This window comes from Achromobacter sp. Root565, from assembly GCF_001427425.1.
GTDB lineage: Bacteria > Pseudomonadota > Gammaproteobacteria > Burkholderiales > Burkholderiaceae_B > Achromobacter > Achromobacter spanius_D.
In genome coordinates, this window is sequence record NZ_LMGO01000001.1 from 982,490 (window position 1) to 1,006,433 (window position 23,944).

The 23,944-nt window shown below is 66.6% G+C and carries 25 protein-coding genes; 13 read left to right on the forward strand and 12 right to left on the reverse strand.

Features of this window, described 5'->3' with window-relative positions; all coding sequences use genetic code 11:
- Positions 1-81: 81 nt before the first annotated feature.
- Positions 82-972, forward strand: coding sequence for a LysR family transcriptional regulator (locus ASD71_RS04390; protein WP_056319627.1), 891 nt, complete (start codon positions 82-84; stop codon positions 970-972).
- 30 nt (positions 973-1,002) lie between these two features.
- Here ASD71_RS04390 and ASD71_RS04395 read toward each other — a convergent pair whose 3' ends face one another.
- From ASD71_RS04395 to purT, 8 genes are all read right to left on the reverse strand, one after another.
- Positions 1,003-1,557, reverse strand: a complete 555-nt coding sequence (locus ASD71_RS04395) for an adenine phosphoribosyltransferase (protein WP_056319625.1) — start codon at positions 1,555-1,557, stop codon at positions 1,003-1,005.
- 53 nt (positions 1,558-1,610) lie between these two features.
- On the reverse strand, positions 1,611-3,308 hold the full coding sequence (gene cydC, locus ASD71_RS04400; RefSeq protein WP_056560230.1) for a thiol reductant ABC exporter subunit CydC: 1,698 nt from the start codon (positions 3,306-3,308) through the stop codon (positions 1,611-1,613).
- The gene (cydD, locus tag ASD71_RS04405) at positions 3,305-4,972 is read right to left on the reverse strand and encodes a thiol reductant ABC exporter subunit CydD (protein WP_235512167.1); all 1,668 of its coding nucleotides are present in this window, start codon (positions 4,970-4,972) and stop codon (positions 3,305-3,307) included. The genes cydC and cydD overlap by 4 nt, the downstream gene beginning before the upstream one ends.
- Before the next feature lie 77 nt (positions 4,973-5,049).
- A complete protein-coding gene (gene cydX / locus ASD71_RS04410) occupies positions 5,050-5,175 on the reverse strand; it encodes a cytochrome bd-I oxidase subunit CydX (RefSeq protein ID WP_056560232.1) in 126 nt (41 codons plus the stop codon).
- A 16-nt stretch (positions 5,176-5,191) separates the two neighbouring features.
- A complete protein-coding gene (gene cydB / locus ASD71_RS04415; protein ID WP_056560233.1) occupies positions 5,192-6,346 on the reverse strand; it encodes a cytochrome d ubiquinol oxidase subunit II in 1,155 nt (384 codons plus the stop codon).
- 14 nt (positions 6,347-6,360) lie between these two features.
- On the reverse strand, positions 6,361-7,935 hold the full coding sequence (locus tag ASD71_RS04420) for a cytochrome ubiquinol oxidase subunit I (protein ID WP_056560244.1): 1,575 nt from the start codon (positions 7,933-7,935) through the stop codon (positions 6,361-6,363).
- A gap of 126 nt (positions 7,936-8,061) precedes the next feature.
- On the reverse strand, positions 8,062-8,607 hold the full coding sequence (locus ASD71_RS04425) for a GbsR/MarR family transcriptional regulator (protein ID WP_056566393.1): 546 nt from the start codon (positions 8,605-8,607) through the stop codon (positions 8,062-8,064).
- A gap of 314 nt (positions 8,608-8,921) precedes the next feature.
- On the reverse strand, positions 8,922-10,139 hold the full coding sequence (purT, locus tag ASD71_RS04430) for a formate-dependent phosphoribosylglycinamide formyltransferase (RefSeq protein WP_056566395.1): 1,218 nt from the start codon (positions 10,137-10,139) through the stop codon (positions 8,922-8,924).
- A gap of 104 nt (positions 10,140-10,243) precedes the next feature.
- Between purT and ASD71_RS04435 the strand changes: the two genes are divergently transcribed.
- From ASD71_RS04435 to ASD71_RS04475, 9 genes are all read left to right on the forward strand, one after another.
- A complete protein-coding gene (locus ASD71_RS04435; protein WP_056560248.1) occupies positions 10,244-11,233 on the forward strand; it encodes an SIS domain-containing protein in 990 nt (329 codons plus the stop codon).
- On the forward strand, positions 11,230-11,838 hold the full coding sequence (locus ASD71_RS04440) for an HAD family hydrolase (RefSeq protein ID WP_082578795.1): 609 nt from the start codon (positions 11,230-11,232) through the stop codon (positions 11,836-11,838). The genes ASD71_RS04435 and ASD71_RS04440 overlap by 4 nt, the downstream gene beginning before the upstream one ends.
- A 37-nt stretch (positions 11,839-11,875) precedes the next feature.
- Positions 11,876-12,508 carry an LPS export ABC transporter periplasmic protein LptC gene (lptC, locus tag ASD71_RS04445; protein ID WP_056560260.1) on the forward strand — a complete coding sequence of 211 codons (633 nt, stop codon included), beginning with the start codon at positions 11,876-11,878 and terminating at the stop codon, positions 12,506-12,508.
- Positions 12,505-13,128: a lipopolysaccharide transport periplasmic protein LptA gene (gene lptA / locus ASD71_RS04450; protein WP_056560263.1), complete on the forward strand. Its 624-nt coding sequence runs from the start codon at positions 12,505-12,507 to the stop codon at positions 13,126-13,128. The genes lptC and lptA overlap by 4 nt, the downstream gene beginning before the upstream one ends.
- Positions 13,129-13,161: 33 nt before the next feature.
- The gene (lptB, locus tag ASD71_RS04455; protein ID WP_056560267.1) at positions 13,162-13,956 is read left to right on the forward strand and encodes an LPS export ABC transporter ATP-binding protein; all 795 of its coding nucleotides are present in this window, start codon (positions 13,162-13,164) and stop codon (positions 13,954-13,956) included.
- A gap of 216 nt (positions 13,957-14,172) precedes the next feature.
- On the forward strand, positions 14,173-14,511 hold the full coding sequence (hpf, locus tag ASD71_RS04460) for a ribosome hibernation-promoting factor, HPF/YfiA family (protein ID WP_056319592.1): 339 nt from the start codon (positions 14,173-14,175) through the stop codon (positions 14,509-14,511).
- A 346-nt stretch (positions 14,512-14,857) separates the two neighbouring features.
- A complete protein-coding gene (locus tag ASD71_RS04465) occupies positions 14,858-15,313 on the forward strand; it encodes a PTS sugar transporter subunit IIA (protein ID WP_056560272.1) in 456 nt (151 codons plus the stop codon).
- A 20-nt stretch (positions 15,314-15,333) separates the two neighbouring features.
- On the forward strand, positions 15,334-16,260 hold the full coding sequence (gene hprK / locus ASD71_RS04470) for an HPr(Ser) kinase/phosphatase (RefSeq protein ID WP_006216298.1): 927 nt from the start codon (positions 15,334-15,336) through the stop codon (positions 16,258-16,260).
- 25 nt (positions 16,261-16,285) lie between these two features.
- Positions 16,286-17,719, forward strand: coding sequence for a PLP-dependent aminotransferase family protein (locus tag ASD71_RS04475; RefSeq protein ID WP_056560276.1), 1,434 nt, complete (start codon positions 16,286-16,288; stop codon positions 17,717-17,719).
- Positions 17,720-17,725: 6 nt separating this feature from the next.
- Here ASD71_RS04475 and ASD71_RS04480 read toward each other — a convergent pair whose 3' ends face one another.
- Entirely contained in the window at positions 17,726-19,009 is a 1,284-nt protein-coding gene (locus ASD71_RS04480) for a cytochrome c (RefSeq protein WP_056560279.1), read from the reverse strand.
- A gap of 12 nt (positions 19,010-19,021) precedes the next feature.
- Entirely contained in the window at positions 19,022-19,780 is a 759-nt protein-coding gene (locus tag ASD71_RS04485; protein ID WP_156395078.1) for a c-type cytochrome, read from the reverse strand.
- A gap of 195 nt (positions 19,781-19,975) precedes the next feature.
- Between ASD71_RS04485 and rapZ the strand changes: the two genes are divergently transcribed.
- Positions 19,976-20,848, forward strand: a complete 873-nt coding sequence (gene rapZ, locus ASD71_RS04490) for an RNase adapter RapZ (protein WP_056566400.1) — start codon at positions 19,976-19,978, stop codon at positions 20,846-20,848.
- Complete coding sequence (locus tag ASD71_RS04495) at positions 20,845-21,810, forward strand: septal ring lytic transglycosylase RlpA family protein (protein ID WP_056560282.1); 966 nt, start codon at positions 20,845-20,847, stop codon at positions 21,808-21,810. Before rapZ ends, ASD71_RS04495 begins: the two co-directional genes overlap by 4 nt.
- Positions 21,811-21,822: 12 nt before the next feature.
- Here ASD71_RS04495 and ASD71_RS04500 read toward each other — a convergent pair whose 3' ends face one another.
- Together ASD71_RS04500 and rsmI are read right to left on the reverse strand one after the other, a co-directional pair.
- Positions 21,823-22,407, reverse strand: coding sequence for a methylated-DNA--[protein]-cysteine S-methyltransferase (locus tag ASD71_RS04500; protein ID WP_056560285.1), 585 nt, complete (start codon positions 22,405-22,407; stop codon positions 21,823-21,825).
- Between the two features lie 3 nt (positions 22,408-22,410).
- Positions 22,411-23,346 carry a 16S rRNA (cytidine(1402)-2'-O)-methyltransferase gene (gene rsmI / locus ASD71_RS04505; protein WP_056560288.1) on the reverse strand — a complete coding sequence of 312 codons (936 nt, stop codon included), beginning with the start codon at positions 23,344-23,346 and terminating at the stop codon, positions 22,411-22,413.
- Between the two features lie 65 nt (positions 23,347-23,411).
- Here rsmI and ASD71_RS04510 point away from each other — a divergent pair, with 65 nt between their 5' ends.
- A complete protein-coding gene (locus ASD71_RS04510) occupies positions 23,412-23,891 on the forward strand; it encodes a YraN family protein (protein ID WP_056560290.1) in 480 nt (159 codons plus the stop codon).
- The last annotated feature ends 53 nt before the right edge of the window (positions 23,892-23,944 follow it).

A 23,944-nucleotide genomic window follows, 5' to 3' on the forward strand; every position in this document is an offset into this window, starting at 1 on the left:
AGACATTTCTACTGGCGGGACAATAATTCCATTTATGATACGAATCTGCCAGAAATGGAAATTTGAGTCTCGAGGGCATTCATGGACATCCAGCTTAACGACATCGCGCTATTCGTCGAGGTCGCCAAGCGCAAGAACTTCAGCCACGCCGCCGAAGCCCTGAATATCCCGACCTCCACGCTGTCGCGCCGGGTCAGTGAGCTGGAACGCAGCGTTGGCATGCGGCTGCTCAATCGCAGCACCCGCAAGATCGACCTGACCGAAGCGGGCGCCATTTATTTCGAACGCTGCCGGCACATCGTCGAAGAGGCGCGCATCGCCCATGACCAATTGCTGGACATGGCCGTGCAGCCCAAGGGCCGCCTGCGGATCTCGCTGCCCACCAGTCTTGCGCAATTGTTCCTGCCCGCCGTGATCCGCGAATTCCGCGAGCAGCATCCCGACATCGAGTGCGACTTTGACCTGAGCATGCGCCCGATCGATCCCATCAGCAATCCGTTCGACCTGATCCTGCGCTTCGGGCAACAGCCCGATTCCAGCCTCATCTCGCGCAAGATCGTGCTGATGGCGCACCAGCTCTATGCGTCGCCGGAATACCTGGCCCGCCACGGCGAACCGCGTGTGCCGGCGGACCTGACGCACCACGAATGCCTGCGCCCGACCATGCGCGAGGAGTCATCCTTCTGGATGCTCCATTCGGGCGACAAGGTCGAGCGCGTGCAAGTATCTGGCCGTCTGTCGGCCAATAACGTTGGGATGCTGGGGCGATTGGCCGGCCAAGGGCTGGGCATCACGCCGCTGCTGGTGTTTGATGCGATGGAGCGCGCCATCAAGCAGACGGGCCTGGTTCGCGTGTTGCCGGAATGGAGCCTGACTCCCCTGCCCTTGTTTGCGCTGCTGCCTTCGCGCATGCTGCCCGCCAAGACGAAGGCGTTTCTGGATTTCATCCAGCCTCGCCTGTCCGACGCGTAAGCCAGGGAAGTCGTCAGGGACGGCGTCGAGTTACGGCGTCGTGTCCGCGCCGTACTGACAGACCGTGTAGAGCGGCGTGCCGGTGGCGGCCACCTTGGCGGAACCGCCGAGATCCGGCAGGTCGATGATGGCGGCCGCTTCCACCACGTTGGCGCCCAGGCGCTGCAGCAGCTTGATGGCCGCGAGCATGGTGCCGCCGGTGGCGATCAGGTCGTCCACCAGCAGAACGCGCTGGCCCGTGCGGACCGAATCGGTGTGCATCTCGACGGCGGCATTGCCGTATTCCAGGGAGTATTCCTCGGCCACCGTGCGGTAGGGCAGCTTGCCCTTCTTGCGCACGGGCACGAACCCGAGGTTCAGTTCATAAGCCAGCACGCTGCCCACGATGAAGCCACGCGCGTCCACGCCCGCCACCAGATCCAGGCGCTGGCGCATGTAGCGATAGACGAAGAGATCGATCAGGACACGGAACGCACGGGGGTCCTGCAGCACCGGCGTGATATCGCGGAACGTGACACCGGGTTGGGGCCAGTCCGGAACGCTGCGGATGGTGCGCCGGATGAACTCGGCGTTGTCGGTCTGCATGGATACGGCCCTGAAGAATTGAAGCAAGGCGAACTATAACCGCGCCGCCGCGCTTAAGCCAGGATTGCCGCGCGCGATGACATGTCATGCAATTGCCCGTCACGCAACACATGGCAACGATGCACCGCGCCTTCAGGCAACGCCGCATGCGTGGCCAGCACAACCGTGCGCCCGCGCACCGCCTGTTCCAGGTCCGCGAAGAACGCGGCTTCAGCCGCGGCGTCCAGTCCCGCGGTCGGCTCGTCCAGCACGATGACCGCGGCAGGCGCCAGCAAGGCTCTGGCCAGGCACAGGCGCCGCGCCTGTCCGGCCGACAACTGCGAGCCCGTCTCGCCCGCCCACGTGTCCAGGCCGTCGGGCAGGCCGCGCACGAATTCGCCGAGCCTTGCCGCATCCAGGGCGCGCCACAGGGCGGCATCGTCGGCTGTGGCATCGCCGATCAATAGATTGGTGCGCAGCGTGCCCAGGAACACGGGCGCATCCTGCGACAGCAGAACGATCCGCCGATGCCAGTCCGCCTGCGCGCATTCGCGAGCATCGCAACCGCCGAACCGCACGTGTCCACCCTGCGGATCCTCCAGCCTGAGGATCAGATGCAGCAGCGTGGACTTGCCCGCGCCGCTTGCACCCACGATCGCCACGCGTTCACCCGGTTCGATGCGCAGGTTGATGTCCTGCAGCACCGGCGCGCTGTCGCCAGCCGCGCGCGCCGGGTAGGCAAAGCGCACGCCTTCCAGTTCCAGCGCCCCGTGATTGGGCAGCGGGCGCGGCACAACCGGATCCTGCATGTCGGGTTCGCATTGCGTGATCTCTCGGATGCGCGCGGCTGCCGACATCGCGGATCCCATCCGGGAAGCGCCGCGCATGATGGGGCCCGCAACCTCGAAGATGCCGATGACGGCCAGCAGCAGGCCGGCCAGGACGGGGCCTTCGATCCGCCCCGCCTCATGCTCGGCCAGACCGAACCACAGCAGCGCCATCACCGCGGCGCCCGCGGCCACCTGCAGGAACCATTGCCCGCGCACAGCCACCCGCGCCTGACTGCGCCGCGCCAGGGCGCTGGCTTCGCACAGGCGCTCGAAGTGCGCCAACGTCTGGTCCTGCGCATGCAGCGCGACCATGTCCGCGTGGCCGTCCACCGCGTCCAGCGTGGCGGCGCGCAGCCCTGCCGCGCTTTCCTGTGCTGCCACGCCGGGCTTGCGCGCCGCGCGCAACAGCCACAACGGCACCACCGCGCACGCCGTCAGCAGCGCCAACGCAAAGACCAGCGCCGCGGCGGGCACCCATTGCCCCAGCACGGCGGTGAGCACCGCGCCGGCAATGATTGCGGTGGCCAGCGGCGCGAGCACAAACAGAAAGACCGTATCCAGCGCGTCGACGTCATTCGTCATGCGGGCGACCAGGTCGCCGCTTCGATAACGCGCCAACTGGCGCGGTGTCAGCCGGATCAGCGCCGCGAACACCATGGCGCGCAGATCCGCCAGCAGACGCAAGGTGGCGGCATGCCCGACCACGCGGTCGGCGTAGCGCGACACGATGCGCAGGAACGACAGCCCGCGCACCAGCGCGGAAGGCGCGAACAGGTTGAAGACGCTGCCTGCGCCGGCCAGGAACGCGCCGGTCAGGAACCAGCCCGACACGCCCAGCAGACCCACGCCAGCGGCAACGGTGGCCAGCGCGCAGAACAATGCGAGCAAAAGCCCGCCTTTTCGGCGCGCGTACAGGGGCAGGAGCAACAACAGGTTCTTCATGCGTCTATTACCGTGCCGTTGGCGACGCGCGCCACGCGGCCAAATCTTGCCGCCACCGCGGGCGAATGCGTCGCCAGCACCAGGGTGCGGCCGGCGGAAAACTGCAGAATCTCGTCCAGCACGCGGGCCTGCGTTGCTTCGTCCAGATGGGCGGTGGGTTCGTCCAGCAGAATCAGGCCGGGGTCGCGCAGGAACAGACGGGCCAGCGCCACGCGCTGCGCCTGGCCGCCGGACAGACCATGGCCGCGGCTGCCGAGCGCAGTGTCCAGGCCTTGCGGCAGGTCCTGCGTGAATTCCAGCACGCACGCGCGGCGCGCGGCGTCCTGCACCTGCGCATCCGTGGCGCCCGGCTGCCCCAGCCGGATGTTGTCAGCGATCGAACCGGCCAGCAACTGCGGCCGCTGGCCGATCAGCGCCACGCGCTGGCGCAAGGCGGCCTCATCCCATTGCGCCAGGGGCAGGCCATCGATGCGGATGTCGCCGTCGGCTGGCCGCAGACGCGCGATGGCCTCGATGAATGTGGATTTGCCGACGCCGCTGGGTCCCATCAGCGCCACGTGTTCGCCCGGCGCCAGATCAAAAGCGGCATCCGCCAGCACTGGCTGGCCACGGCCCGGCGCCTCGACGCGCAGACCGCCGATGGCGAGCGCAGCGCCCGGGCCGGCGTGCGCGGGCCGGCCGCGCAATGCGGACGTGTCCTCGGCTTCGGCTTGCGGCAGGCCATCGAACAGCACGGCGATCTGCGTCACGGCGGCAAGCGCTGTCGCGCGATCGTGATAGTGGGCCGCAAACTGGCGCAGCGGGGCATAGACCTCGGGCGCCATTAGCAGGCAGAAGAGCCCGGCCTGCAAGGTCAGAGGCGACCAGCGCACGTCCAGGAATCCCAGGTAGGTCAGGCCGATGTAGACGGCAACGCCCGCCACGCCCAGCGCGGCAAAGAATTCCAGCACGGCCGACGACAGGAACGCGATGCGCAGCACCGACATCGTCCGCTGGCGCAGCGCATCGCTGGCCGCCACGACGGACTGGGCCTCGGCCTGCGCGCGTCCATACAGCTTCAGTGTGGACAGCCCGCGCAGCCGGTCAGCAAAAAAGCCCGACAGGCGAGCGAAGGCGCGCAAGTGGCGGCGGCTGGCGCCTTGCGCGCCCCACCCTACCAGCGCCATGAAGAGCGGAATCAGCGGCGCGGTGATCAACAGCACCAGGCCGGCAATCACGTCAACCGGCAGCAGCACCACCGAAAACGCCACGGGAAGCATTGCGGCCGCGGCCATCGCGGGCAGGTACTTGGCAAAGAAGCCATCCAGCGCCTCCACCTGGTCGACCACCGCACTCGCCAGTTCACCCGACGCCTTGCCGCGGCTCCAGTAAGGACCTTTCTGCACCAGCCGCTGAAACAGGGACTGGCGCACGTGGCGCTTGATGCGCTCGGAAGCATCCGCGCCGGCGCGCTCGCCGGCCCACGTGATGCACGCGCGCACCAGCATCAGCCCCGCGATGGCGGCGATGCTGCCCAGCAGTTCAGCTCGCGGGAAATGGCCGACGATCGCCGAATCGAGCACCCTGGCAAGCAGCCAGGCCTGCACGACCAGCAAGACGCCGCTTACCAGCGGCGCGGCGCCCGCAAAAATGAGCGGAAACCGCGCCGACCGGGCCAGCCCCATCAGCCACCGCGACTGCTCGCGCGGCGGCTTCTGCAGGGACGCCGACGGGTCGTGCTCGAGGCTGCTTGCGCCGCCGCTCACTCGTCGCCGCGGCTGGCGCGCGGGTCATGGCTCTGACCTTCACGCAACTCGAACCACATCGCATTAAGAATGGCGAAAGCGCACGCCAGGCCCAGGCCGAGGATCCATGAGAAATACCACATGGTGTTGGTTCCTTTATCAGTACGAGTTGGGCGTATCGCCAACCGAATCATGGGTGACCTTGCCGCGCATGACGCGATACACCCAGGCGGTGTAGAGGGTCACGATGGGCAGGAATACGGCAACCGCGATCACCATGATCCACAGCGTCAGATGGCTGGACGAGCCGTCCCATACCGTCAGGCCTGCCTTCGGATTGACCGAGGACGGCATGATGAACGGGAAGAGCGAGAAGCCCACCGTCAGGATCACGCCGGCGATGGACGCCGAGGACGACAGGAACGCCAGCATGTTGGCGCGCACGGTCAGCAGCAGCCCCGCGAGCAAGGCGCCGGCCACGCCCAGCGCGGGCGCGATCCACATCCACGGCCACTTCGCGTAGTTGGCCATCCAGGCGCCGGTCTGCACCGACACGGACTTGAGCATCGGGTCCGACGGCGCGGCCGGGTCGACCACACTGGTGATCGCATGGCCCGGCACGCCGCCCGCGACCCAGAAGCCACCGGCCACGAAGAGCACGGCGGTGAGCATTGCGCACAGCCGGCCCCAGTTGCGCGCCCGCGAGGACACGGGATCATCCGTGCGCCAGGCCAGCAGCACCGCGCCGTGCATGGTCAACATCACCACGCTCAGTACGCCTGCCAGCAAGGCGAAGGGCATGAAGAGCTGGAAGAAATGCCCTTCGTACATCGGACGCAGCGTCACCGCGTCATACGTGAACGGTACGCCGAGGATGACGTTGCCCATGGCCACGCCAAACACCAGCGACGCCAGCACGCCCGAGAAGCACAGCACGGCATCCCAGCGGTTGCGCCAGCGCGTGCCTTCCATCTTGCTGCGGTACTTGAAGCCGACCGGCCGCAGAATCAGCGCAAGCAGCACCAGCATCATCGCCAGGTAAAAGCCCGAGAACGAGGCGGCATAAAGCAACGGCCACGCGGCGAAGATGGCGCCGCCCGCGGTGATGAGCCAGACCTGGTTGCCTTCCCACACCGGCCCCACCACGTTAATCACGATGCGGCGCTCGGCGTCGGTCTTGGCGACCACCGGCAACAGCGCGGCCACGCCCAAGTCAAAGCCATCCATGACGGCAAAGCCGATGAGCAACGCGCCCATCAACGCCCACCACACCACGCGCAGCGTGCCGTAGTCGAAAGGAATAAGGGTATCCATTTGCGTTTCTCCCCTTAGGCGCGCACGGCGGCGTGGACGGGATCGGCGGCGGCATCACCCGGCGCCGGCCCGTCGGATTTCGGTCCGGCCTTGATGGCATGCAGCATGACCTTCACGCCGATGATGAGCAGGATCGTGTACAGCACCAGGAAGATCGTCAGACTGATGACGAGGTCGGTGATCGTGAGGCCCGATGCCGCGTAATACGTGGGCAGCACGCCTTCGATCACCCAGGGCTGGCGGCCGTACTCGGCGACGAACCAGCCGCTTTCGATGGCGATCCACGGCAGCGGCAGGCTCCACAGCGCCACCTTGAGCAGACGGGGACTGCTATCCAGGCGGCCGCGAGACGCAAGCCAGAACGCCACGCCGAAGAACAGGATCAGGTACATGCCCACTGCGACCATGATGCGGAACGCCCAGAACAGCGGCGCCACGGTCGGCACGGTATCGATCGCGGCCTGCTTGATCTGCGCCTCGGTGACCTTGCTGAGGTCCTCCTCATGGCGCTTGACGAGCAGCGCATAGCCCAGGTCCGGCCAGGTCTTGTCGAACACCATGCGGGCATCGACGTCCTTGGGATTGGCGCGGATCTTCTGCAAGGCTTCATAGGCCACGAGGCCGTCGCGGATGCGATTTTCGGCGCGCAGGATCAGGTCGTTGATGCCCAGCAGCGGCGTGGTCAGCGACCGCGTGCCGATGATGCCCATGACATAGGGAATCTCGATCGCGAAATCGTTGCGGCGCTCGGCCTGGTTCGGGATGGCGAATAGGTTGAACGATGCGGGCGCGGGCTCGGTGTGCCACATGGACTCCATGGCCGCGATCTTCATCTTCTGGTGTTCGGTGGTGAGGTAACCGCTTTCGTCACCCAGCACGACCACCGACAGCGCCCCGGCCAGACCGAAGCTGGCGGCCACCGCCATCGAGCGCTTGGCCAGGTCGATATGGCGGCCGCGCAGCAGATACCAGGCGCTGATCGACATGACGAACATGGCGCCTGCCACGTAGCCGGCGCTGACGGTGTGCACGAACTTGGCTTGCGCGACAGGGTTGAAGATGACCGCGGCGAAGTCGGTCATTTCCATGCGCATCGTGTCCGGATTGAAGATCGCGCCGACCGGGTTCTGCATCCAGCCGTTGGCGATCAGGATCCACAGGGCCGAGAAGTTGGTGCCAAAGGCCACCAGCCAGGTCACGGCCAGGTGGCTGACCTTGGACATGCGGTTCCAGCCGAAGAAGAACAGGCCGACGAAGGTGGCTTCCAGGAAGAACGCCATCAGCCCTTCGAGCGCCAGCGGCGCGCCGAAGATGTCGCCCACGTAGTGACTGTAGTAGGACCAGTTCATGCCGAACTGGAACTCCATCACCACGCCGGTCGCCACGCCCAGCGCAAAGTTGATGCCGAACAGCGTGCCCCAGAACATCGTCATCTTTCTCCAGATGGGGCGGCCGGTCATGACGTACACGCTTTCCATGATGGCCAGGATGAACGACAGGCCAAGCGTGAGCGGGACAAAGATGAAATGGTAGAGCACGGTCGCGGCGAACTGGAACCGCGAGAGATTCACGACATCGATATCAATCATGAGGCTGCTCCCAAGGCGTCGACGCGCTGCGGCAACCGGCATGGTTCCCAGGCCGTCTGACGCGCCATGTTAGGGGCGTTGCATACAACTTCATAGAGGTTTCCTGAAAAATCGAGGCGTGACGGGTCAGCCCTTGCCCCGCAATTTGCCGGCGAATCCCAACACCTTCTGCACCTTGGAACCAAGTTTCATGAGGCTTTGCAGGGTTTCGGGCGGCAGCCGTTGAACCTCATCGAACCACCCCGTGGATAGTTCGATGAGCTCCAGCATTTCGGTCATTCGTTGTTGCGCGTAAGCCTCGTCGGGCCCGGACGGCGACTCCAGCAGCGTGTCGCGCAGGAGCGTAAGGGTGGGGTCGACTTCGCGCTTGCGCTTCTCTTCCATGAGGATGCGGAAGATTTCCCAGACGTCCTTGGGGGTCTCGAAGTAGTCGCGGCGGTCGCCCACCTGATGCATCAGCCTGACCAGGCGCCAGGACTGCAGCTCTTTCAGCCCGAGGCTGACGTTCGAGCGCGAAAAGCCCAGGGCCTCGGCGATATCGTCGGCGTTGAGCGGCTGCGGCGCCAGGAACAGCAGTGCGTAGATCTGGCCGACGGTGCGATTCACGCCCCAACGGCTGCCCATCTCACCGAAGTGCAGGACGAAACGTTCAATCTGGGGGGAAAGCGCCATGAGGATCAGCCAGTCACACAACGAATCCTGCACGACATATGCAGTTACGTTGATTTCAGAAATTTCTGAAATTATCGAACAAACGATGAGAAAGCGCAAACCACACCTGCAGCAGGGGCAAGAGCGCAAACCAACGCCATTCAGAGGGCGCGCACGGCAAATTAGCCGTTCAACGTGACAGCCATACAACACTTGGCGGAGGCGGCGGACGGCAAAAACGCCACCGGCCGGTGAGGCGGGTGGCGTTCAAGGGGAGGAAAAGCTGGGGGTTGCCGGGGGCTTTTACCCCGTCAGCGACGCAGGGTTCAGGGCGATCAGCCGGCCTTGACGGTCACGGCGGCGGACACGCGCTTGGCCTTGGCGCGGGCGGCGGCTACGTCCTCGGCCACGGCCAGGCCCACGCCCATGCGGCGCTTGACGAACGATTCGGGCTTGCCGAAGAGACGGATGTCCGTGCCGGGCTCAGCCAGGGCCTCGGCCACGCCATGGAACGACACAGCACCGGCTTCCACGCCACCGTAGATGACGCTGCTGGCGCCCGGCTGGCGCAGGCTGGGATCGACCGGCAGCCCCAGCAGCGCACGGGCGTGCAGTTCGAATTCGTTCTGCACCTGGGTAATCATGGTGACCATGCCGGTGTCGTGCGGACGCGGACTGACTTCCGAGAACCAGACCTGGTCGCCCGCCACGAAGAGCTCGACGCCGAAGATGCCCAGGCCGCCCAGCTCGGACGTGACGGCCAGCGCGATGTCGCGGGCGCGCTGCAGCGCCGCCGGCGACATCGGGTGCGGCTGCCAGCTTTCGACGTAGTCGCCGTCGACCTGCTTGTGGCCGATGGGCTCGCAGTACCGGGTCTCGACCTGGCCGTCGGCGCCACGGGCGCGCACGGTCAGAAGCGTGATTTCGTAGTCGAAGCGGATGAACCCCTCGACAATGGCGCGGCCGCCCCCGACCCGGCCCCCTTCCTGGGCATAGCGCCAGGCGGAGGCCACGTCGTCGGCGCTCTTGATGACCGACTGGCCTTTGCCCGACGACGACATGACCGGCTTGATGACGCACGGATAGCCGATGCCGCCGTCAATGGCCCGGCGCAATTCTTCCTCGGTGTCGACGAAGCTGTAGGGCGAAGTCGGCAGGCCCAGGGTCTCGGCCGCCAGGCGGCGGATGCCTTCGCGATTCATGGTGAGCTGGGCCGCGCGGGCCGTCGGGGTGACCCGCGCCACGCCGGCCGCTTCCAGTTCCACCAGCAAGCTGGTGGCAATGGCCTCGATTTCAGGGACAATAACGTGCGGCTGCTCCTGCTCGATGACCTGCCGCAAGGCCTGCGGGTCCGTCATCGAGACCACATGCGCCCGGTGCGCCACCTGATGGCCCGGGGCGTCGGCATACCGATCCACCGCAATGACTTCGACGCCCAGGCGCTGCAGGGCGATGATGACCTCTTTGCCCAGTTCACCGGACCCCAGCAGCATGACGCGGGTGGCCAGGGGGGACAGTGGCGTGCCAAGGACGGGACTGGAAATGCTGGACATGGAGCGGGCCTGGAAGGAAAGTTTGAAAGCCATTGAAAGACTCGCCAGCATGCCATACGCCCCTGCGCGGGGCAAACTAGCATACTGAGATTAAAATCCGCCCCATGACCGACCATCCCACCTCATCGTCCGGCACCGCGCTGGCATCTGCGCGCAGAACGCTACAGATTGAATGCCAGGGCCTGCAAGACCTGTCCGCCCGGCTGGATGACAGCTTCACGCGGGTCGTCGACCTGCTGCTTGCCTGCCGCGGCCGGGTGGTCGTCAGCGGCATCGGAAAAACGGGACACATCGCCCGCAAGATCGCCGCGACGCTGGCGTCCACCGGCACCCCCGCCTTCTTCGTGCACGCCGCCGAGGCCGTCCATGGCGACCTGGGCATGATCACCCGCGACGACGTGCTCATCGCCATCTCCTATTCGGGCTCGGGCGAGGAACTGCTGACCATCCTGCCCGTGGTGCGTCGCATGGGCGCCGGGCTGGTGGCGATCACCGGCAACCCGCAATCCGAACTGGCCCGCCAGGCCGACATCCATCTGGATGCCAGCGTGGCCCAGGAAGCCTGCCCCCTGAACCTGGCCCCCACCGCCAGCACCACGGCCGCACTGGCGCTGGGCGACGCCCTGGCCGTCGCCTGCCTGGAAGCGCGCGGTTTCGGCCCGCAGGACTTTGCCCGCTCGCACCCGGGCGGCGCGCTGGGCCGCCGGCTGCTCACCCACGTGCGCGACGTCATGCGCCAGGGAAACGCCTTGCCCATCGTCACGGCGGACACCCCGGTGTCGCAGGCCCTGGAGGTCATGTCGGCCAAGGGCATGGGCATGACGGTCGTGACCGACGCACAGCACCGCCCGCTGGGCATCTTCACCGACGGCGACTTGCGCCGTCTGATCGCGCGGCACGGCGACATCCGCAGCCTGACCGTCGAGGCGGGCATGACGCGATCGCCGCGCAGCATCAACCCCGAGGCACTCGCCGTCGAGGCCGCCCGGCAGATGGACGAACAACGGCTCAATCACATGCTGGTGATGGACAATGACGGCGCGCTGGTCGGTGCATTGCACATGCACGATCTGATGGCCGCTAAAGTGGTATGACTATGAATCTCTCTGCTTCCGTGAATCACCCGGCCGAAGCGCTGGTGCTTGCCCGTATCCCCGCCATCGTGCGCGAACGCGCCGCGGCCGTGCGGCTGATGGTTTTCGACGTGGACGGCGTGCTGACCGATGGCAGCCTCTATTACGGCGAAGGCGGCGAACTGCAAAAACGCTTCCACGCGCTGGACGGCCACGGGCTGCGGCTGCTGATGGAAGGCGGGCTGAAAGTCGCGCTGATCACCGGCCGTTCCGGCCCCATCGTCGCGCGCCGCGCGGCCGAACTCGGCATCGCCGAAGTGATCCAGGGCGTGCGCGACAAGGGCACCGCCCTGACCGAACTTGCGCAGCGCTGCGGTGTCCAACTGAATCAAACCGGCTACATGGGCGATGACATCATCGACCTGCCGGCCTTGCAGCGCGCGGGTTTTGCCGCCAGCGTGCCCAACGCCCCCGGCTACGTCAGCCAGACCGCGCACTGGGTTTCGACCCTGCCCGGCGGAAGCGGGGCCGTGCGCGAATGCTGCGATCTCCTCCTGGCCTCGCAAGGCCGCCTGGGCGCCTTCCTGGCTGCGCCGGGCCTGCTGGGCCCCGGGGCGATCCAGTGATTCCGCCCTCAACGAATACGCCCTCGCGGCGCACCCGATGAAAGAACGTTTTCCCTCACTGATCGCGCTGTTCCTGCTGCTGGTGCTGGTCACCAGTTCGTGGTGGGCGGCCGATTACGCGCAGCGCGCCATCCAGGTGGACCCGCCGCGCCGCGTCACCCACGAAATGGATGCGTGGTCGCGCGAATTCGTGATGCTGCGCACCGATCCCACGGGCAAGCCCATCAACCGCCTCGAAGGCGACTATATGGAGCATTTTCCCGACGACGACTCGTATCACGTCACGGCGCCGCGCGCCGTGGGCCAGCGCGAGTCCAATCCGATCACGGTGGCCGTTTCCAAAACGGCCGTGATGGAACAGGGCGGCAAGCGCATCGTCATGCAAGGCGATGCCCATGTGCTGCGCCAGCCCGACGCCGAGAACGACATGCTGGACGTGCGCAGCCAGCAGCTCATCATCCTGCCCGACGAAGACGTGGTCTTCACCGACCTGCCCGCCACGGTCCTGAAGGGCCGCTCGCGCATGCAGGGCACGGGCATGCACTACAACAACAAGACTCGCCAATTGCAGGTTTCGGCATCGACCGACGTGGAAATTGCCGGTTCGGAAGGCAAGCAGCAGCGCCGCACCGAAATTCCTGCCAACAACTCTAACCAGAAAAAGCCATGACCGACCTTCGGACCTTCCTCGCCCCGACGACCCGCCTGATGGGCGCCGTGCTGTTGACGGCCTTCGCGCTTGCGCCGGCGCACGCGGCGGAACCGAAAGCGGCCACGCCGGCCGAAGAGCCCAGCACGCTGATCCTGTCGGACACGCTGCACTACGACGACGTGAAGAAACAAAGCGTGTTCACCGGCAACGTCAACCTGACGCGCGGGCTGATGACGCTGTCGTCAGACACGCTGCAAATGAACGAGGATGCGCAGGGCAACCAATACGGCACGGCCATCGCCGACAAAGGCAAGGTGGTCACGATCCGCCAGGAGCGCCCCGACAGCTTCGAACTCATCGAAGGCAAGGGCCTGCGCGCCGAATACGACGGCACCAACAGCACGTTCGACCTGATCGGCCAGGCCGTCATCGTCCGCTACGTCTGTGGGAAACCGTTCGATACCATTCGCGGCGAGCGGGTACGCTACAACGAGAAGTCCGGCACCTACGAAGCGCAAGGCGGCCCGAACTCCGCCGCGGCTGGCGGACGCGTGCGGTCCCTGGCCGAACCGCGCGCCAAGCTGGACGCCGCCGTCGCTGAATGCCGCAAGCAGCAGGCAACCAAGAAAGGGCGCTGAAGCGCTTCCCCCGCCACACCAATCGCAGCCACGATGAATCAACCTTCAGTGCCGACCCCCGTGACCTCCGCCCCTTCGGGCGTCAAGCAGGGCAGCCTGCGCGCAACCGGACTGCGCAAGACCTACAACGGCCGCACCGTCGTGCAGGATGTGTCCCTGTCCGTGGTCAGCGGCGAAGTCGTCGGCCTCTTGGGCCCCAACGGCGCAGGCAAGACCACCAGCTTTTACATGATCGTCGGCCTGGTGCCGGCGGACGCGGGCCGCATCGAAATCGACGGCTCCGTCATCACCGCGATGCCCATCCACAAGCGCGCGCGCATGGGCCTGTCGTATCTGCCGCAAGATGCCTCCGTGTTCCGCCGCCTGACGGTGGAGCAGAACATCCGCGCGGTATTGGAATTGCAAGTGGGTCCGGATGGCCGTCCGCTGACGACGCCCAAGATCAACGAACAGATGGAATCGCTGCTCGAAGAGCTGCAGATCGGGCACATTCGCAGCAACGCCGCGATCTCGCTGTCGGGCGGTGAACGCCGGCGCGTGGAAATCGCGCGCGCGCTGGCCACCAGCCCGCGCTTCATCCTGCTGGACGAACCGTTTGCCGGCGTGGATCCCATCGCCGTCATCGAGATCCAGCGCATCGTGCGCTTCCTGAAGGGCCGCGGGATCGGCGTGCTGATCACCGACCACAACGTGCGCGAAACCCTGGGCATCTGCGATCGCGCTTACATCATCAGTGAAGGCAAGGTCCTGACCGACGGCCACCCCGAGGAAATCGTGGGCGACCCCGCCGTTCGCCGGGTATACCTGGGCGAACACTTCCGTATGTAACCACCGCCTGAAAGACCCCGTAACGCATGAAAAAAGACCGCCATACGCTCTCGGGCTCAGCCATAAAAATGCCATGAAGTTGCGGTAGGTCAGCTTGTTTTATCGGCCCGAGTCTATACACTAGAGCTAAACGAACCCTGCTTATTGAAGGAGAACGCCTACGAACTTACCGCGCCTTTTGCGCACTTTTTTCCTCTTTTAGAAGGAGAGCACACTATGAACCTGAGCATCTGCGGTCGTCACCTCGACGTCACCCCGGCCATCCGGGAATATGTCATGAACAAACTGGCGCGAGTGCTGCGGCATTTCGATCACGTCATCGATACCCAGGTCATGCTCTCAGTAGAGCCCCTGCGGCATAGAGCCGAAATCACCATGCGTCTGAGCGGCAAGGACATTCATTGTGAAGCAACCGATGAAAACCTCTATGCAGCCATCGACCTTCTTGCTGACAAAGTCGACCGTCAGGTCATCAAGCACAAGGACAAGGTAAGAAGTCATTCAGCAGAGTCCGTGAAGCGGCAAGCGGCGACCCTCTCGCCACCCCAGCAGTAACGCGCTTCATGACCGCTCACCTGAGCGACTAGCAGTACAGCGATCCCACGATCCTGCCTAAGTCCCGGTGTCCCGCTAGACCTTACGTCCAGCTGGGGCATCGGCAAACTCCCCTCCTGCACCACCCAATCCCCTGTTTCATCTCGCTGCCGCCTGTCGGCCACTTGGCGTTTTCCCTGCGTTTGTCCGATACGGGCGTCTGCGGGAACCCTGCCAGGCCCAGAATGTCCACAAGGTATCGCGATCAGACTATGCTGTCGCTCTTGTGGTCCCGTTGGCTCCTCGGTCCTCCGAAGCACGGGGCGGTTGATTGTTGCAGTGCGTCATATAACCATATAATGACCTGATGAATCATTTGTCGCGCATCCTCCCCGCCGGCAACGTCGTGCTCGATATGCTCGCCACGAGCAAGAAACGTGCGTTCGAACAGGCCGGTCTGCTTTTTGAAAACAACAACGGCTTGGCACGCGCCCTCGTGTTCGACAGCCTCTTTGCCCGCGAGCGCCTGGGGTCTACCGCCCTGGGTCAGGGCGTTGCCGTGCCGCACGGCCGCGTGAAAGGTCTGGAGCAAGCACTGGCGGCGTTCATCCGCCTTGCTCAGCCCATCACCTTCGACGCGCCCGACGGACAGCCCGTGTCGATGCTGCTGTGTCTGCTGGTGCCTGAAACCGCCACGCAGCAGCACCTGGACATCCTGGCCGAACTCGCCCAGCTCATGTCCAACAAGGCATTGCGCGAGGCCCTGGCCACCGAGCCGGATGCGGCCATCGTCCACAGAATGCTCACGACCGGCCAACTCTGATCCCACGCGGAATCGCTGCCATGCTCACGGTGCAGGAACTCGTCGACGACAACGCCGACAAAATCCCCTTTAACTGGATCTCGGGCCAGGGCGCCGCGGACCGCGCGATTCCCGATGACGGCATGGCGGCCGCCGATCTCGTCGGCCACTTGAACCTTATTCACCCGTCGCGCATCCAGGTGTTCGGCCAGGAAGAGCTGGCGTACTACACGCGCTTCGACCTGCGCCGCCGCATGCACCACATGGACGAGCTGCTGATCGGCGGCGTGCCGGCGATTCTGCTGGCCGATGGCCTGACGCCGCCGCAGGATCTGGTCGACCAGTGCGACCAGCACCAGGTGCCGCTGCTGTCCACGCCGGTTGCCGCCGCGCAGCTCATTGACCTCTTGCGCATCTATCTCGGCAAGAAGCTCGCGCCCACCACCACGGTGCACGGTGTGTTCCTGGACGTGCTGGGTCTGGGCGTCCTGATCACGGGCGAATCGGGTCTGGGCAAAAGCGAACTGGCGCTCGAACTGATTTCGCGCGGCCACGGCCTGGTGGCCGACGACGCGGTCGAGTTCTCGCGCACCGCGCCCAACATGATCGAAGGCCACTGTCCGCAACTGCTGCAGAACCTGCTGGAAGTCCGCGGCCTGGGCCTGCTCGACATCCGCACGATCTTTGGCGAAACCTCGGTGCGCCGCAAGATGCGGCTCAAACTCATCGTGCACCTGGTGCGCGCCACCGCGCAGGACAAGTTCGAACGCCTGCCGCTGCAGGACATCACGCAGGACATGCTGGGCCTGCCCGTACGCAAGGTGATGCTGCAAGTGGCCGCGGGCCGCAACCTGGCTGTGCTGGTCGAGGCGGCGGTGCGCAATACCATCCTCAAGCTGCGCGGCATCGACACGCTGGGCGAATTCATGGAACGCCAGGCCATGGCGATCCTCCAAAGCAGCAAATGAGCCCGCAACGTCGCCCTGCGGCATCGTGAGCCTTTACGAAACCCTGGCCGACGAGATCGCCTCGTCGATCGCAAGCGGCGTCCTGCGGGCCGGCGACAAGCTGTCCTCGGTGCGCGACGCGTGCGCCGCGCGCGGCGTCAGCCCCTCCACCGTCTTCCAGGCCTACTACCTGCTCGAAGCCCGCGGCCTGATCCGCGCGCAGCCGCGCTCGGGCTACTACGTCAACGCCCCCGCCGAATCGCTGCCGCCCGAACCGGGCGCCTCGTGCCCCGACGGCGAATCCACCGAACTGGCAATCAGCGAGCGGATCTTCGACATCCTCGGCTCGGTCCGCAATCGCGACGTCACGCCGCTTGGTTCGGCCTTCCCCTCCCCGCTGTTGTTTCCGTTACCGCGATTGGCGCAGGCCATGGCCGCGCATCTGAAGCGTCAGGATCCGCGTGACACCGTCGAAGACCTGGCGCCCGGCAATCCGCGCCTGCGACGGCAGATCGCGCTGCGCTACCTGATCGGCGGCATCAACCTGCCCGCCACCGATATCGTCGTCACCAACGGCGCCCTGGAAGCGTTGAATCTCTGCCTGCAAGCGGTCACGCAACCGGGCGACACCGTCATGGTCGAGGCGCCCACCTTTTACGGTGCGCTGCAGGCGCTGGAACGCCTTGGGCTGAAAGCGCTGGAAGTGCCTACCCATCCGCGCACCGGGATCGACCTGGACGCGATGCAGGCCGCCATCCAGCGGCACTCGCCGCGCGCCTGCTGGCTGATGACGCAGTTTCAGAACCCGCTGGGCTGCCTGATGCCGGACGACAGAAAGCGGCAGCTGGTCGAACTGCTTGCGCGGCACGACATTCCGCTGATCGAAGACGACGTCTATGGCGAGCTGTACTTTGGCACGACGCGGCCCGTGCCCGCAAAGGCCTACGACACGCGCGGACTGGTGCTGCATTGTTCGTCGTTCTCGAAATGCCTGGCGCCCGGCTATCGCATTGGGTGGGCCAGCGCCGGACGCTATGCCCAGCAGGTGCAGCGCCTGAAGCTGTCATCGACGCTGTCGGCATCAGGCCCCGCGCAGGGTGCGATTGCCGAATACCTGGAACAAGGCGGCTACGACCGCCACCTGCGGCGCCTGCGCCAAACCTTGCAGGCGCAGCAGGAGCGCATGGCCGACGCCATCGCGCAGGCCTTTCCCGCCGGCACGCGCGTGACGCGGCCGCAGGGCGGATTCTTCCTGTGGCTGGAACTGCCCTCCGCCGTGGATGCGCTGTCGCTGCACCGCCAGGCGCTGGCGCGCGGCATCAGCGTGGCGCCCGGCCCGATCTTCTCGGCCAGCGGCCAGTTTGGCAGCGCGCTACGCCTGAACTACGGGCATCCGTGGGAAGCCGGCATCGAAGCGGCGATCCGCACGCTGGGCGACCTGGCGCACGAGGCCTGCCGGGCGGCTGCCGCAGCGCGCTAGCCGGCGCTAATTCAACGTTGACGACGCCCGCGCGCGTTTGACCTCCAGCGCGCTCGTCCCGCCCGCCTCGTTGCCCCAGCTATTGCGGATGTATGTCACGAGCATCGCAATGTCGTTGTCGTTGAGCACCTGGCCGAACGGCGGCATGCCGTGGGGACGCGGGTTCGCGGCTGTGGCGGGCGCATACCCGCCGTCCAGCACCATGCGGATGGCGTTGACGGACGACGGCGCGGTCACCGACGGATTGCCGGCGAGCGCGGGCCACGCGGTGCCGCTACCCTTGCCGTCGGCCTGATGGCATTGCGCGCATTGCTGGCTGTACAGCTTGCCGCCCAGTTCCATGGCCGCGGGCGCAGGGGCAGCCGCACGCGCGTCCGTCGCGGGCGGCGTGGCGGGCAGCGATTTCAGATAGACGCCGATGGCCAGCGCGTCGTCGTCGGTCAGGTGCTGCGTGCTGCCCAGCACGACTTCCGCCATCGGCCCGCTGACCGTCGAATGCGCGGCAATGCCGGTCTTGAGCAGCGTGGCAATATCCTGCGCGGTCCAGCGTCCCATGCCGGTCTGCGTGTCGTTCGTGAGCGGCGGCGCGTACCAGTCCAGCACGGGAATCACGCCGCCGGCCAGCGCATCGCCCGCGCGCGTCGCGCCCAGGCTGTTGCGTGGCGTATGGCAGGCCGCGCAATGACCCAGCCCTTCGACCAGATAGCGGCCGCGATTCCACTGGACAGACTGGCCGGGGTCCGCATCTTGCACACCCGGCTTGAAATACAGCGCGCGCCACGCCGCCAGCAGTATCCGCTGGTCATACGGGAATTCCATCTCGGGCGGACGGTTGGCCTGCTTGACGGGCGAAATGCTGCGCAGATAGGCATACAGCGCGTCGGAATCGCTGCGCGTGACACGCGTGTATTCGGTGTACGGAAACGCCGGATACAGCAGCGTGCCGTCCTTCGATTTGCCGTTGTGCAGCGCCTGCCAGAAGTCGTCGGCCGTCCACGCACCGATGCCGGTATCCGGGTCGGGCGTGATGTTCGGGCCGTAGACCGTGCCGAACGGCGTGGGAACGGGCGTGCCGCCGGCAAACGCCTTGCCGCCCCGGCTGGTATGGCAGGCCATGCAGTTGCCGGCCAGCGCCAGGTAGCGGCCGCGCTCGATCTGCGCGGCGCCCTCGGCCGCCGCCGCGGCGGGGCCGGTGCTGGCATCGTCGCGCGTGCCCAGCCAATACAACCCGCCGGCGGCCACCACGACCACCAGCAGCAGAACAACCAGGATTCTTTTCATCAGCGTCATTCGCGGCCCCGTTCAGCGTTGCGCCTGGCTGCCGCATTCCGCGGGCAGCCGGACCGAGTTCGCGGCGTCGGGCACGTAGGGCTCGACCACGGGCTGTGACGACAGCCACGCCGTCAGGGCGCCGATGTCCGAAGGGGTGAGCTTGTGGGAGATGTCGGCCATGCAGTCCGGCGCGGCGGCGCGGCGCAGGCCGTTCTTCCAGCCGCCGATCTGCGCGCCGATGTAGTCGCGCGGCAGGCCCAGCAGGCCCGGGATGGCGGGCAGCATGCCGGAGAGGGCCGCGCCGTGACAGGATGCACAGGCCGGCAGACCGCGCGCCGCATCGCCCTCCTTGGCAAGCTTGCGTCCGGCCTCCAGCGTGGCGGCGGACACGTCCGCGCGAACGGGCGCCGGATACGGCACATGCTGCTCAGAAAAGTACGCGGCCATGTCGCGCAGGTAGTCGTCGGGCAACCCAGCCAGCAGGTGCGTCATGGGCCGGTACTGCCGACGCCCGTCGCGAAAGTTCAGAAGCTGATGATAGAGATAATCCTGCGGCTTGCCGGCCAGCCGCGGATAGTAGCCGTCGGCGCCCGCCCTGCCCTGCGCGCCGTGACACGCCGTACAGGCCGCAACACGGGCCGCCATGGTGTCCGGCTGCAGGGTCGGCGGCGCCGCCTGCTGCGCCAGCGACGGCGCGGACATAAACACAACAGCCGCAGCGGCAAAGGCGCTGCGGAAGGCCCAAAACCGCGGCAGTGAAACACTACAAGAGGAAATGAGGGCTAACATCTAGGTCAAATTCCCACACCCCGAATCGTGACGGCGGGGCGCGTAAAAGTGGAACTGCGATGGAACTGCGGCGTCTGCGGCCCCAAGCTTACGTCAGGGCGTGCAGCAGGGAACAGGCGCAGATCCTGAGTTTATGGCCATATCAGATGCTATCCCGCCGGCATCGTCCTGGAAAAGCGTGCCACAATCATGTCCATGTTGAAAGTCGTCCTCGTCACCGGCATTTCCGGCTCCGGCAAATCCGTCGCGCTGCGTATGCTCGAGGACGCAAGCTACACCTGTGTCGACAATCTTCCCGTCCGCTTCCTGACCGAATTCATTGCGCAGGCGCGCGATGACGGCATGGAACGCGTCGCCGTCGCCATCGACGTGCGCTCGCCGGGGGAACTCGCCGAACTGCCCGACGTGGTCACCGCGCTGCGCGCCATGGGCACGAGTCTGCGGGTCGTCTTCCTGGATGCCAACACGGCCACGCTGGTGCAGCGCTACTCCGAATCGCGCCGCCGCCATCCGCTGACCGACCGCCTGCAACGCGGCGGCACGGCGCCGTCGCTGACCGAATGCATTGCGCTGGAAAGAGAGCTGCTGGCGCCGCTGCGCGAGCAGGAACACGTCATCGATACGTCAGAGCTGACGCCCGGCCAGCTTCGCGCCTGGATCCGCGATCTCATCAAGGCAGACCGCGCGCCGCTGGTGCTGACGTTCGAATCGTTTGCCTACAAGCGCGGCGTGCCGGGCGACGCGGACCTGGTGTTCGACGTGCGCTGCCTGCCCAACCCCCATTACGACCGCAACCTGCGTCCGCTGACGGGCCGCGACGAACCCGTGGCCACGTGGCTCGCCGGGTACGAGCAGGTCGGCCTGATGATTGACGACATCGCAGGCTTCCTGAAGCGCTGGCTGCCGCTGTACACGCAGGACACCCGCAACTACCTGACCGTGGCCATCGGCTGCACCGGCGGCCAGCACCGCTCGGTGTATGTCGTGGAGCAACTGGCGCTGCGCTTTGCCGACCACGACCCGCTGCTGGTGCGCCACCGCACCCAACTGCCCGACGAAACCGCATGACGAGTTCCCGCCCCCTGCATTTCCTCTTTGTGCTGCTGCTCGCGATCGCGGTGGCAGGCTGTTCCTCCACCGGCGGACGCAAAAAGGGCGGCTATTACAAGGACGACGGGCCGGACGCCAATCCGCCGTCCAACCTGGATCAGATCCCCGACGCGGTGCCCAAGCTGGAACCCTACGCCAGCGGCGCGAACCGGCCCTACGTCGTGTTCGGCCAGCGCTATGTGCCGGACACCAGCGGCCAGGCCTACAAGAAGCGCGGCATCGCCTCGTGGTACGGCAAGAAATTCCACGGCAACTCCACGTCGATCGGCGAGACCTACGACATGTACGCCATGACGGCCGCGCACACCACGCTGCCGATCCCCAGCTACGCGCGGGTGACCAGCATGGTCAACGGCAAGACGATCATCGTGCGAGTGAACGACCGCGGCCCCTTCCACAGCGACCGCATCATGGACCTGTCCTACGTCGCGGCCTACAAGCTGGGCATCATCGGCCCGGGCAGCGGGCAAGTGGTCGTGGAAGCCATCCAGGCCGAAGAGATCCGGCGCCTGGCCTCGCAAGGCGCGCCCGCGGCCTCTGCGCCAGAACCCGAATCCGCCACGGGCTCCACGCCAGTGATGGCGCCGGTGGCGTCCACCCCCGTGGCGCTGGCCCCGGAACCCCTCGCGCCGGCTTCACCCAGCCCCGCTCCGATGCGGCCGGCGGCCGGCGCCGGTACGGGTACAGGCAGCATCTACCTGCAGGTGGGCGCGTTCAGCCAGCCCGGCAATGCGCAATCGCTGGTCAGCCGCATCAACACGCAGCTCGGCGCCGAAGGCGCGCCGCCGGCGTCGGTGGAACAGGCCAACAATCTGTACCGCGTGCGGATCGGCCCGTATCCCGATCGCCAAAGCGCGCTGAATGCCGTGCCGATGGTTTCTGACCGCATCGGCATCCTGCCGACGATCGCGTCGCAGTAAGCGGCAAGACGGCTACCAGGGCAGCTCCGCCTGCCCGTCGCACACGCGGCGCGCGTGCGCGCTGCGGCTGAGGTAACGGTTGCCTTCATGCGCCAGCAGCGCCTGCTTGCGCGGCAATCCGCCGCCGAATCCCGTCAGCGAAGTGTCCGCGCCGATCACGCGATGGCACGGAATGATGATGCTGATGGGATTGCGGCCCACCGCGCCGCCCACCGCCTGCGCGCCCTTGGGCCGGTTCACCGTGCGGGCCAGTTCGCCATAGCTGGTCAGCGTGCCGAATTCCAGCGCACATAGCGCATGCCAGACCTCGTGCTGGAACGTGGTGCCGACCGGGTCGAGCGTTACGTCGAACCCGCGGCGCTCGCCGGAAAACCATTCTTCCAGCTCGCGCCGCGCCTGTTCCAGGAACGGATCGCTGTCGGTCAGCGTCCATCCATCCGGCAACGGCAACAGCGCCTGATCGGTGAACCACGCGCCGCGCAATCCCTTCGGGCTGGCCACCAGGCGCAGATCTCCCAGCGGGGTGGGCATGTCGCGGTAGGTCAACCGCTCTTGCGGGTCGGCGGGCTTGTTGGACACGACAGTCGAATACACCATGGCTTACTCCTGCGCCTTCTTGCGGGTCAGGGCCCGGTTGTAGAGCACGTCGCGCGGCTGGCCGGTGACCTTGGCCGCAACGCGCGCGGCGTCGCGCACGGACAGCGATTCCAGCAAGGCGTCCAGCAGGACGTCGTGGGCGGGATCGACATCGCCGGTCTCGGGCGCGTCCGCCTCGGCATGGACGATCAGCACGAACTCGCCCTGTTCGCGATGCGCATCGGCGGCCAGCCATGCCGCAGCCTCGCCCAGCTTGACGGTGCCGATCTCTTCGAAGCGTTTGGTCAGCTCGCGCGCGACGGTCAGTTCGCGTTCCGGGCCACAGACCTCGAGCAGGTCGGCAAACGTGGCCGCCAGGCGGTGGGGCGATTCGAACATCACGACCGGCGCGGGCAACGCGCACCACTGGCGCAGCCAACGCTGCCGGGCCACCGCCTTGGGCGGGGCAAAGCCCGCGAAGGCGTAGGCGGGGTTCTCGTCCGTGGTGACGCCGCTCCCCATCAGGGCGGCGATCACGGCGCTGGGGCCGGGTACCGGCACGACGGCAAAGCCGGCGGCGCGCACGGCCCGGACCACACGGGCGCCGGGGTCGCTGACCGCGGGCGCGCCGGCATCGGACACCAAGGCCACGCGCTGGCCTTGCGCCAGGCGCTCGCAAATGGCCTGCGCCGCGGCGGCCTCGTTGTGGCGATGCGCCGCCATGAGCGGCGTGCCGACACCCCACGCATCGAGCAGCGTGCGGCTGGCGCGCGTGTCCTCGGCAGCGATCACGTCAGCCCGCTGCAGGGCGTGCCAGGCGCGCAGGCCCAAGTCGCCCAGATTGCCGATGGGCGTGGCCACGACATACAACGTCGAGGCTGGCCAATGCTGGCCGGCCACACGTTCCGACACGCGGGACCAGGCATCGCCGGCAGTGGGGGGTGAGACGTTTTGATTCATTGCTGCCTGCTGACACGGAAAACCATGTCAGTGTAGCCGCCTATGCACGCTGCTTTTGGATTCCCATGACGGACGACACCCTGCGCCTGGCCTGCGAACTTGCCCTGGCCGCCCGCCGCCGCGCCGCAAAACGCAAGCGCCGCGCGGGGCGCCTGCCTGCCGACCGTCCGCCCCCGCGCCGCTCCCCCGCCCAGCGTCGGGGCGATCACCATGAAGCAGCTGCGCTGCGCCTGCTGGCGGCGCGGGGCCTGACGCTGCTGGCGCGCAACCTGGCCTGCCGCGCCGGTGAAATCGACCTGGTCATGCGCGACGGCGACACGCTCGTCTTCGTCGAGGTCCGGGCGCGCGCAAGCATCCGCTTCGGCGGCGCCGCCGCCAGCATCGGCCGCGAAAAGCAGACGCGGCTTGCCCGGGCGGCGGCGTATTGGCTGCCCGAACTCGCCCGCCGGCACTGGGGCGGCTCGGCCCCGCCCGCCCGCTTCGACGCCGTGGTTTTCGACGGCGGCGACCCGGCCTGGCTGCGCGGCGCATTCTGGCTGCCGTGATGCGGCAGGCCTTGCCCGGCGCCCGCCCCCGCCCTCGTTGCGCAAGGACAGAA

Bases quoted from the DNA above. Each gene is read 5' to 3' on its own strand.
- ASD71_RS04390 (WP_056319627.1), top strand. From the start codon at position 82: ATGGACATCCAGCTTAACGACATCGCGCTATTCGTCGAGGTCGCCAAG.
- ASD71_RS04395 (WP_056319625.1), bottom strand. From the start codon at position 1,557: ATGCAGACCGACAACGCCGAGTTCATCCGGCGCACCATCCGCAGCGTT.
- cydC (WP_056560230.1), bottom strand. From the start codon at position 3,308: ATGAAGAACCTGTTGTTGCTCCTGCCCCTGTACGCGCGCCGAAAAGGC.
- cydD (WP_235512167.1), bottom strand. From the start codon at position 4,972: ATGGGGCTGGCCCGGTCGGCGCGGTTTCCGCTCATTTTTGCGGGCGCC.
- cydX (WP_056560232.1), bottom strand. From the start codon at position 5,175: ATGTGGTATTTCTCATGGATCCTCGGCCTGGGCCTGGCGTGCGCTTTC.
- cydB (WP_056560233.1), bottom strand. From the start codon at position 6,346: ATGGATACCCTTATTCCTTTCGACTACGGCACGCTGCGCGTGGTGTGG.
- ASD71_RS04420 (WP_056560244.1), bottom strand. From the start codon at position 7,935: ATGATTGATATCGATGTCGTGAATCTCTCGCGGTTCCAGTTCGCCGCG.
- ASD71_RS04425 (WP_056566393.1), bottom strand. From the start codon at position 8,607: ATGGCGCTTTCCCCCCAGATTGAACGTTTCGTCCTGCACTTCGGTGAG.
- purT (WP_056566395.1), bottom strand. From the start codon at position 10,139: ATGTCCAGCATTTCCAGTCCCGTCCTTGGCACGCCACTGTCCCCCCTG.
- ASD71_RS04435 (WP_056560248.1), top strand. From the start codon at position 10,244: ATGACCGACCATCCCACCTCATCGTCCGGCACCGCGCTGGCATCTGCG.
- ASD71_RS04440 (WP_082578795.1), top strand. From the start codon at position 11,230: ATGACTATGAATCTCTCTGCTTCCGTGAATCACCCGGCCGAAGCGCTG.
- lptC (WP_056560260.1), top strand. From the start codon at position 11,876: ATGAAAGAACGTTTTCCCTCACTGATCGCGCTGTTCCTGCTGCTGGTG.
- lptA (WP_056560263.1), top strand. From the start codon at position 12,505: ATGACCGACCTTCGGACCTTCCTCGCCCCGACGACCCGCCTGATGGGC.
- lptB (WP_056560267.1), top strand. From the start codon at position 13,162: ATGAATCAACCTTCAGTGCCGACCCCCGTGACCTCCGCCCCTTCGGGC.
- hpf (WP_056319592.1), top strand. From the start codon at position 14,173: ATGAACCTGAGCATCTGCGGTCGTCACCTCGACGTCACCCCGGCCATC.
- ASD71_RS04465 (WP_056560272.1), top strand. From the start codon at position 14,858: ATGAATCATTTGTCGCGCATCCTCCCCGCCGGCAACGTCGTGCTCGAT.
- hprK (WP_006216298.1), top strand. From the start codon at position 15,334: ATGCTCACGGTGCAGGAACTCGTCGACGACAACGCCGACAAAATCCCC.
- ASD71_RS04480 (WP_056560279.1), bottom strand. From the start codon at position 19,009: ATGACGCTGATGAAAAGAATCCTGGTTGTTCTGCTGCTGGTGGTCGTG.
- ASD71_RS04485 (WP_156395078.1), bottom strand. From the start codon at position 19,780: ATGTTAGCCCTCATTTCCTCTTGTAGTGTTTCACTGCCGCGGTTTTGG.
- rapZ (WP_056566400.1), top strand. From the start codon at position 19,976: ATGTTGAAAGTCGTCCTCGTCACCGGCATTTCCGGCTCCGGCAAATCC.
- ASD71_RS04495 (WP_056560282.1), top strand. From the start codon at position 20,845: ATGACGAGTTCCCGCCCCCTGCATTTCCTCTTTGTGCTGCTGCTCGCG.
- ASD71_RS04500 (WP_056560285.1), bottom strand. From the start codon at position 22,407: ATGGTGTATTCGACTGTCGTGTCCAACAAGCCCGCCGACCCGCAAGAG.
- rsmI (WP_056560288.1), bottom strand. From the start codon at position 23,346: ATGAATCAAAACGTCTCACCCCCCACTGCCGGCGATGCCTGGTCCCGC.
- ASD71_RS04510 (WP_056560290.1), top strand. From the start codon at position 23,412: ATGACGGACGACACCCTGCGCCTGGCCTGCGAACTTGCCCTGGCCGCC.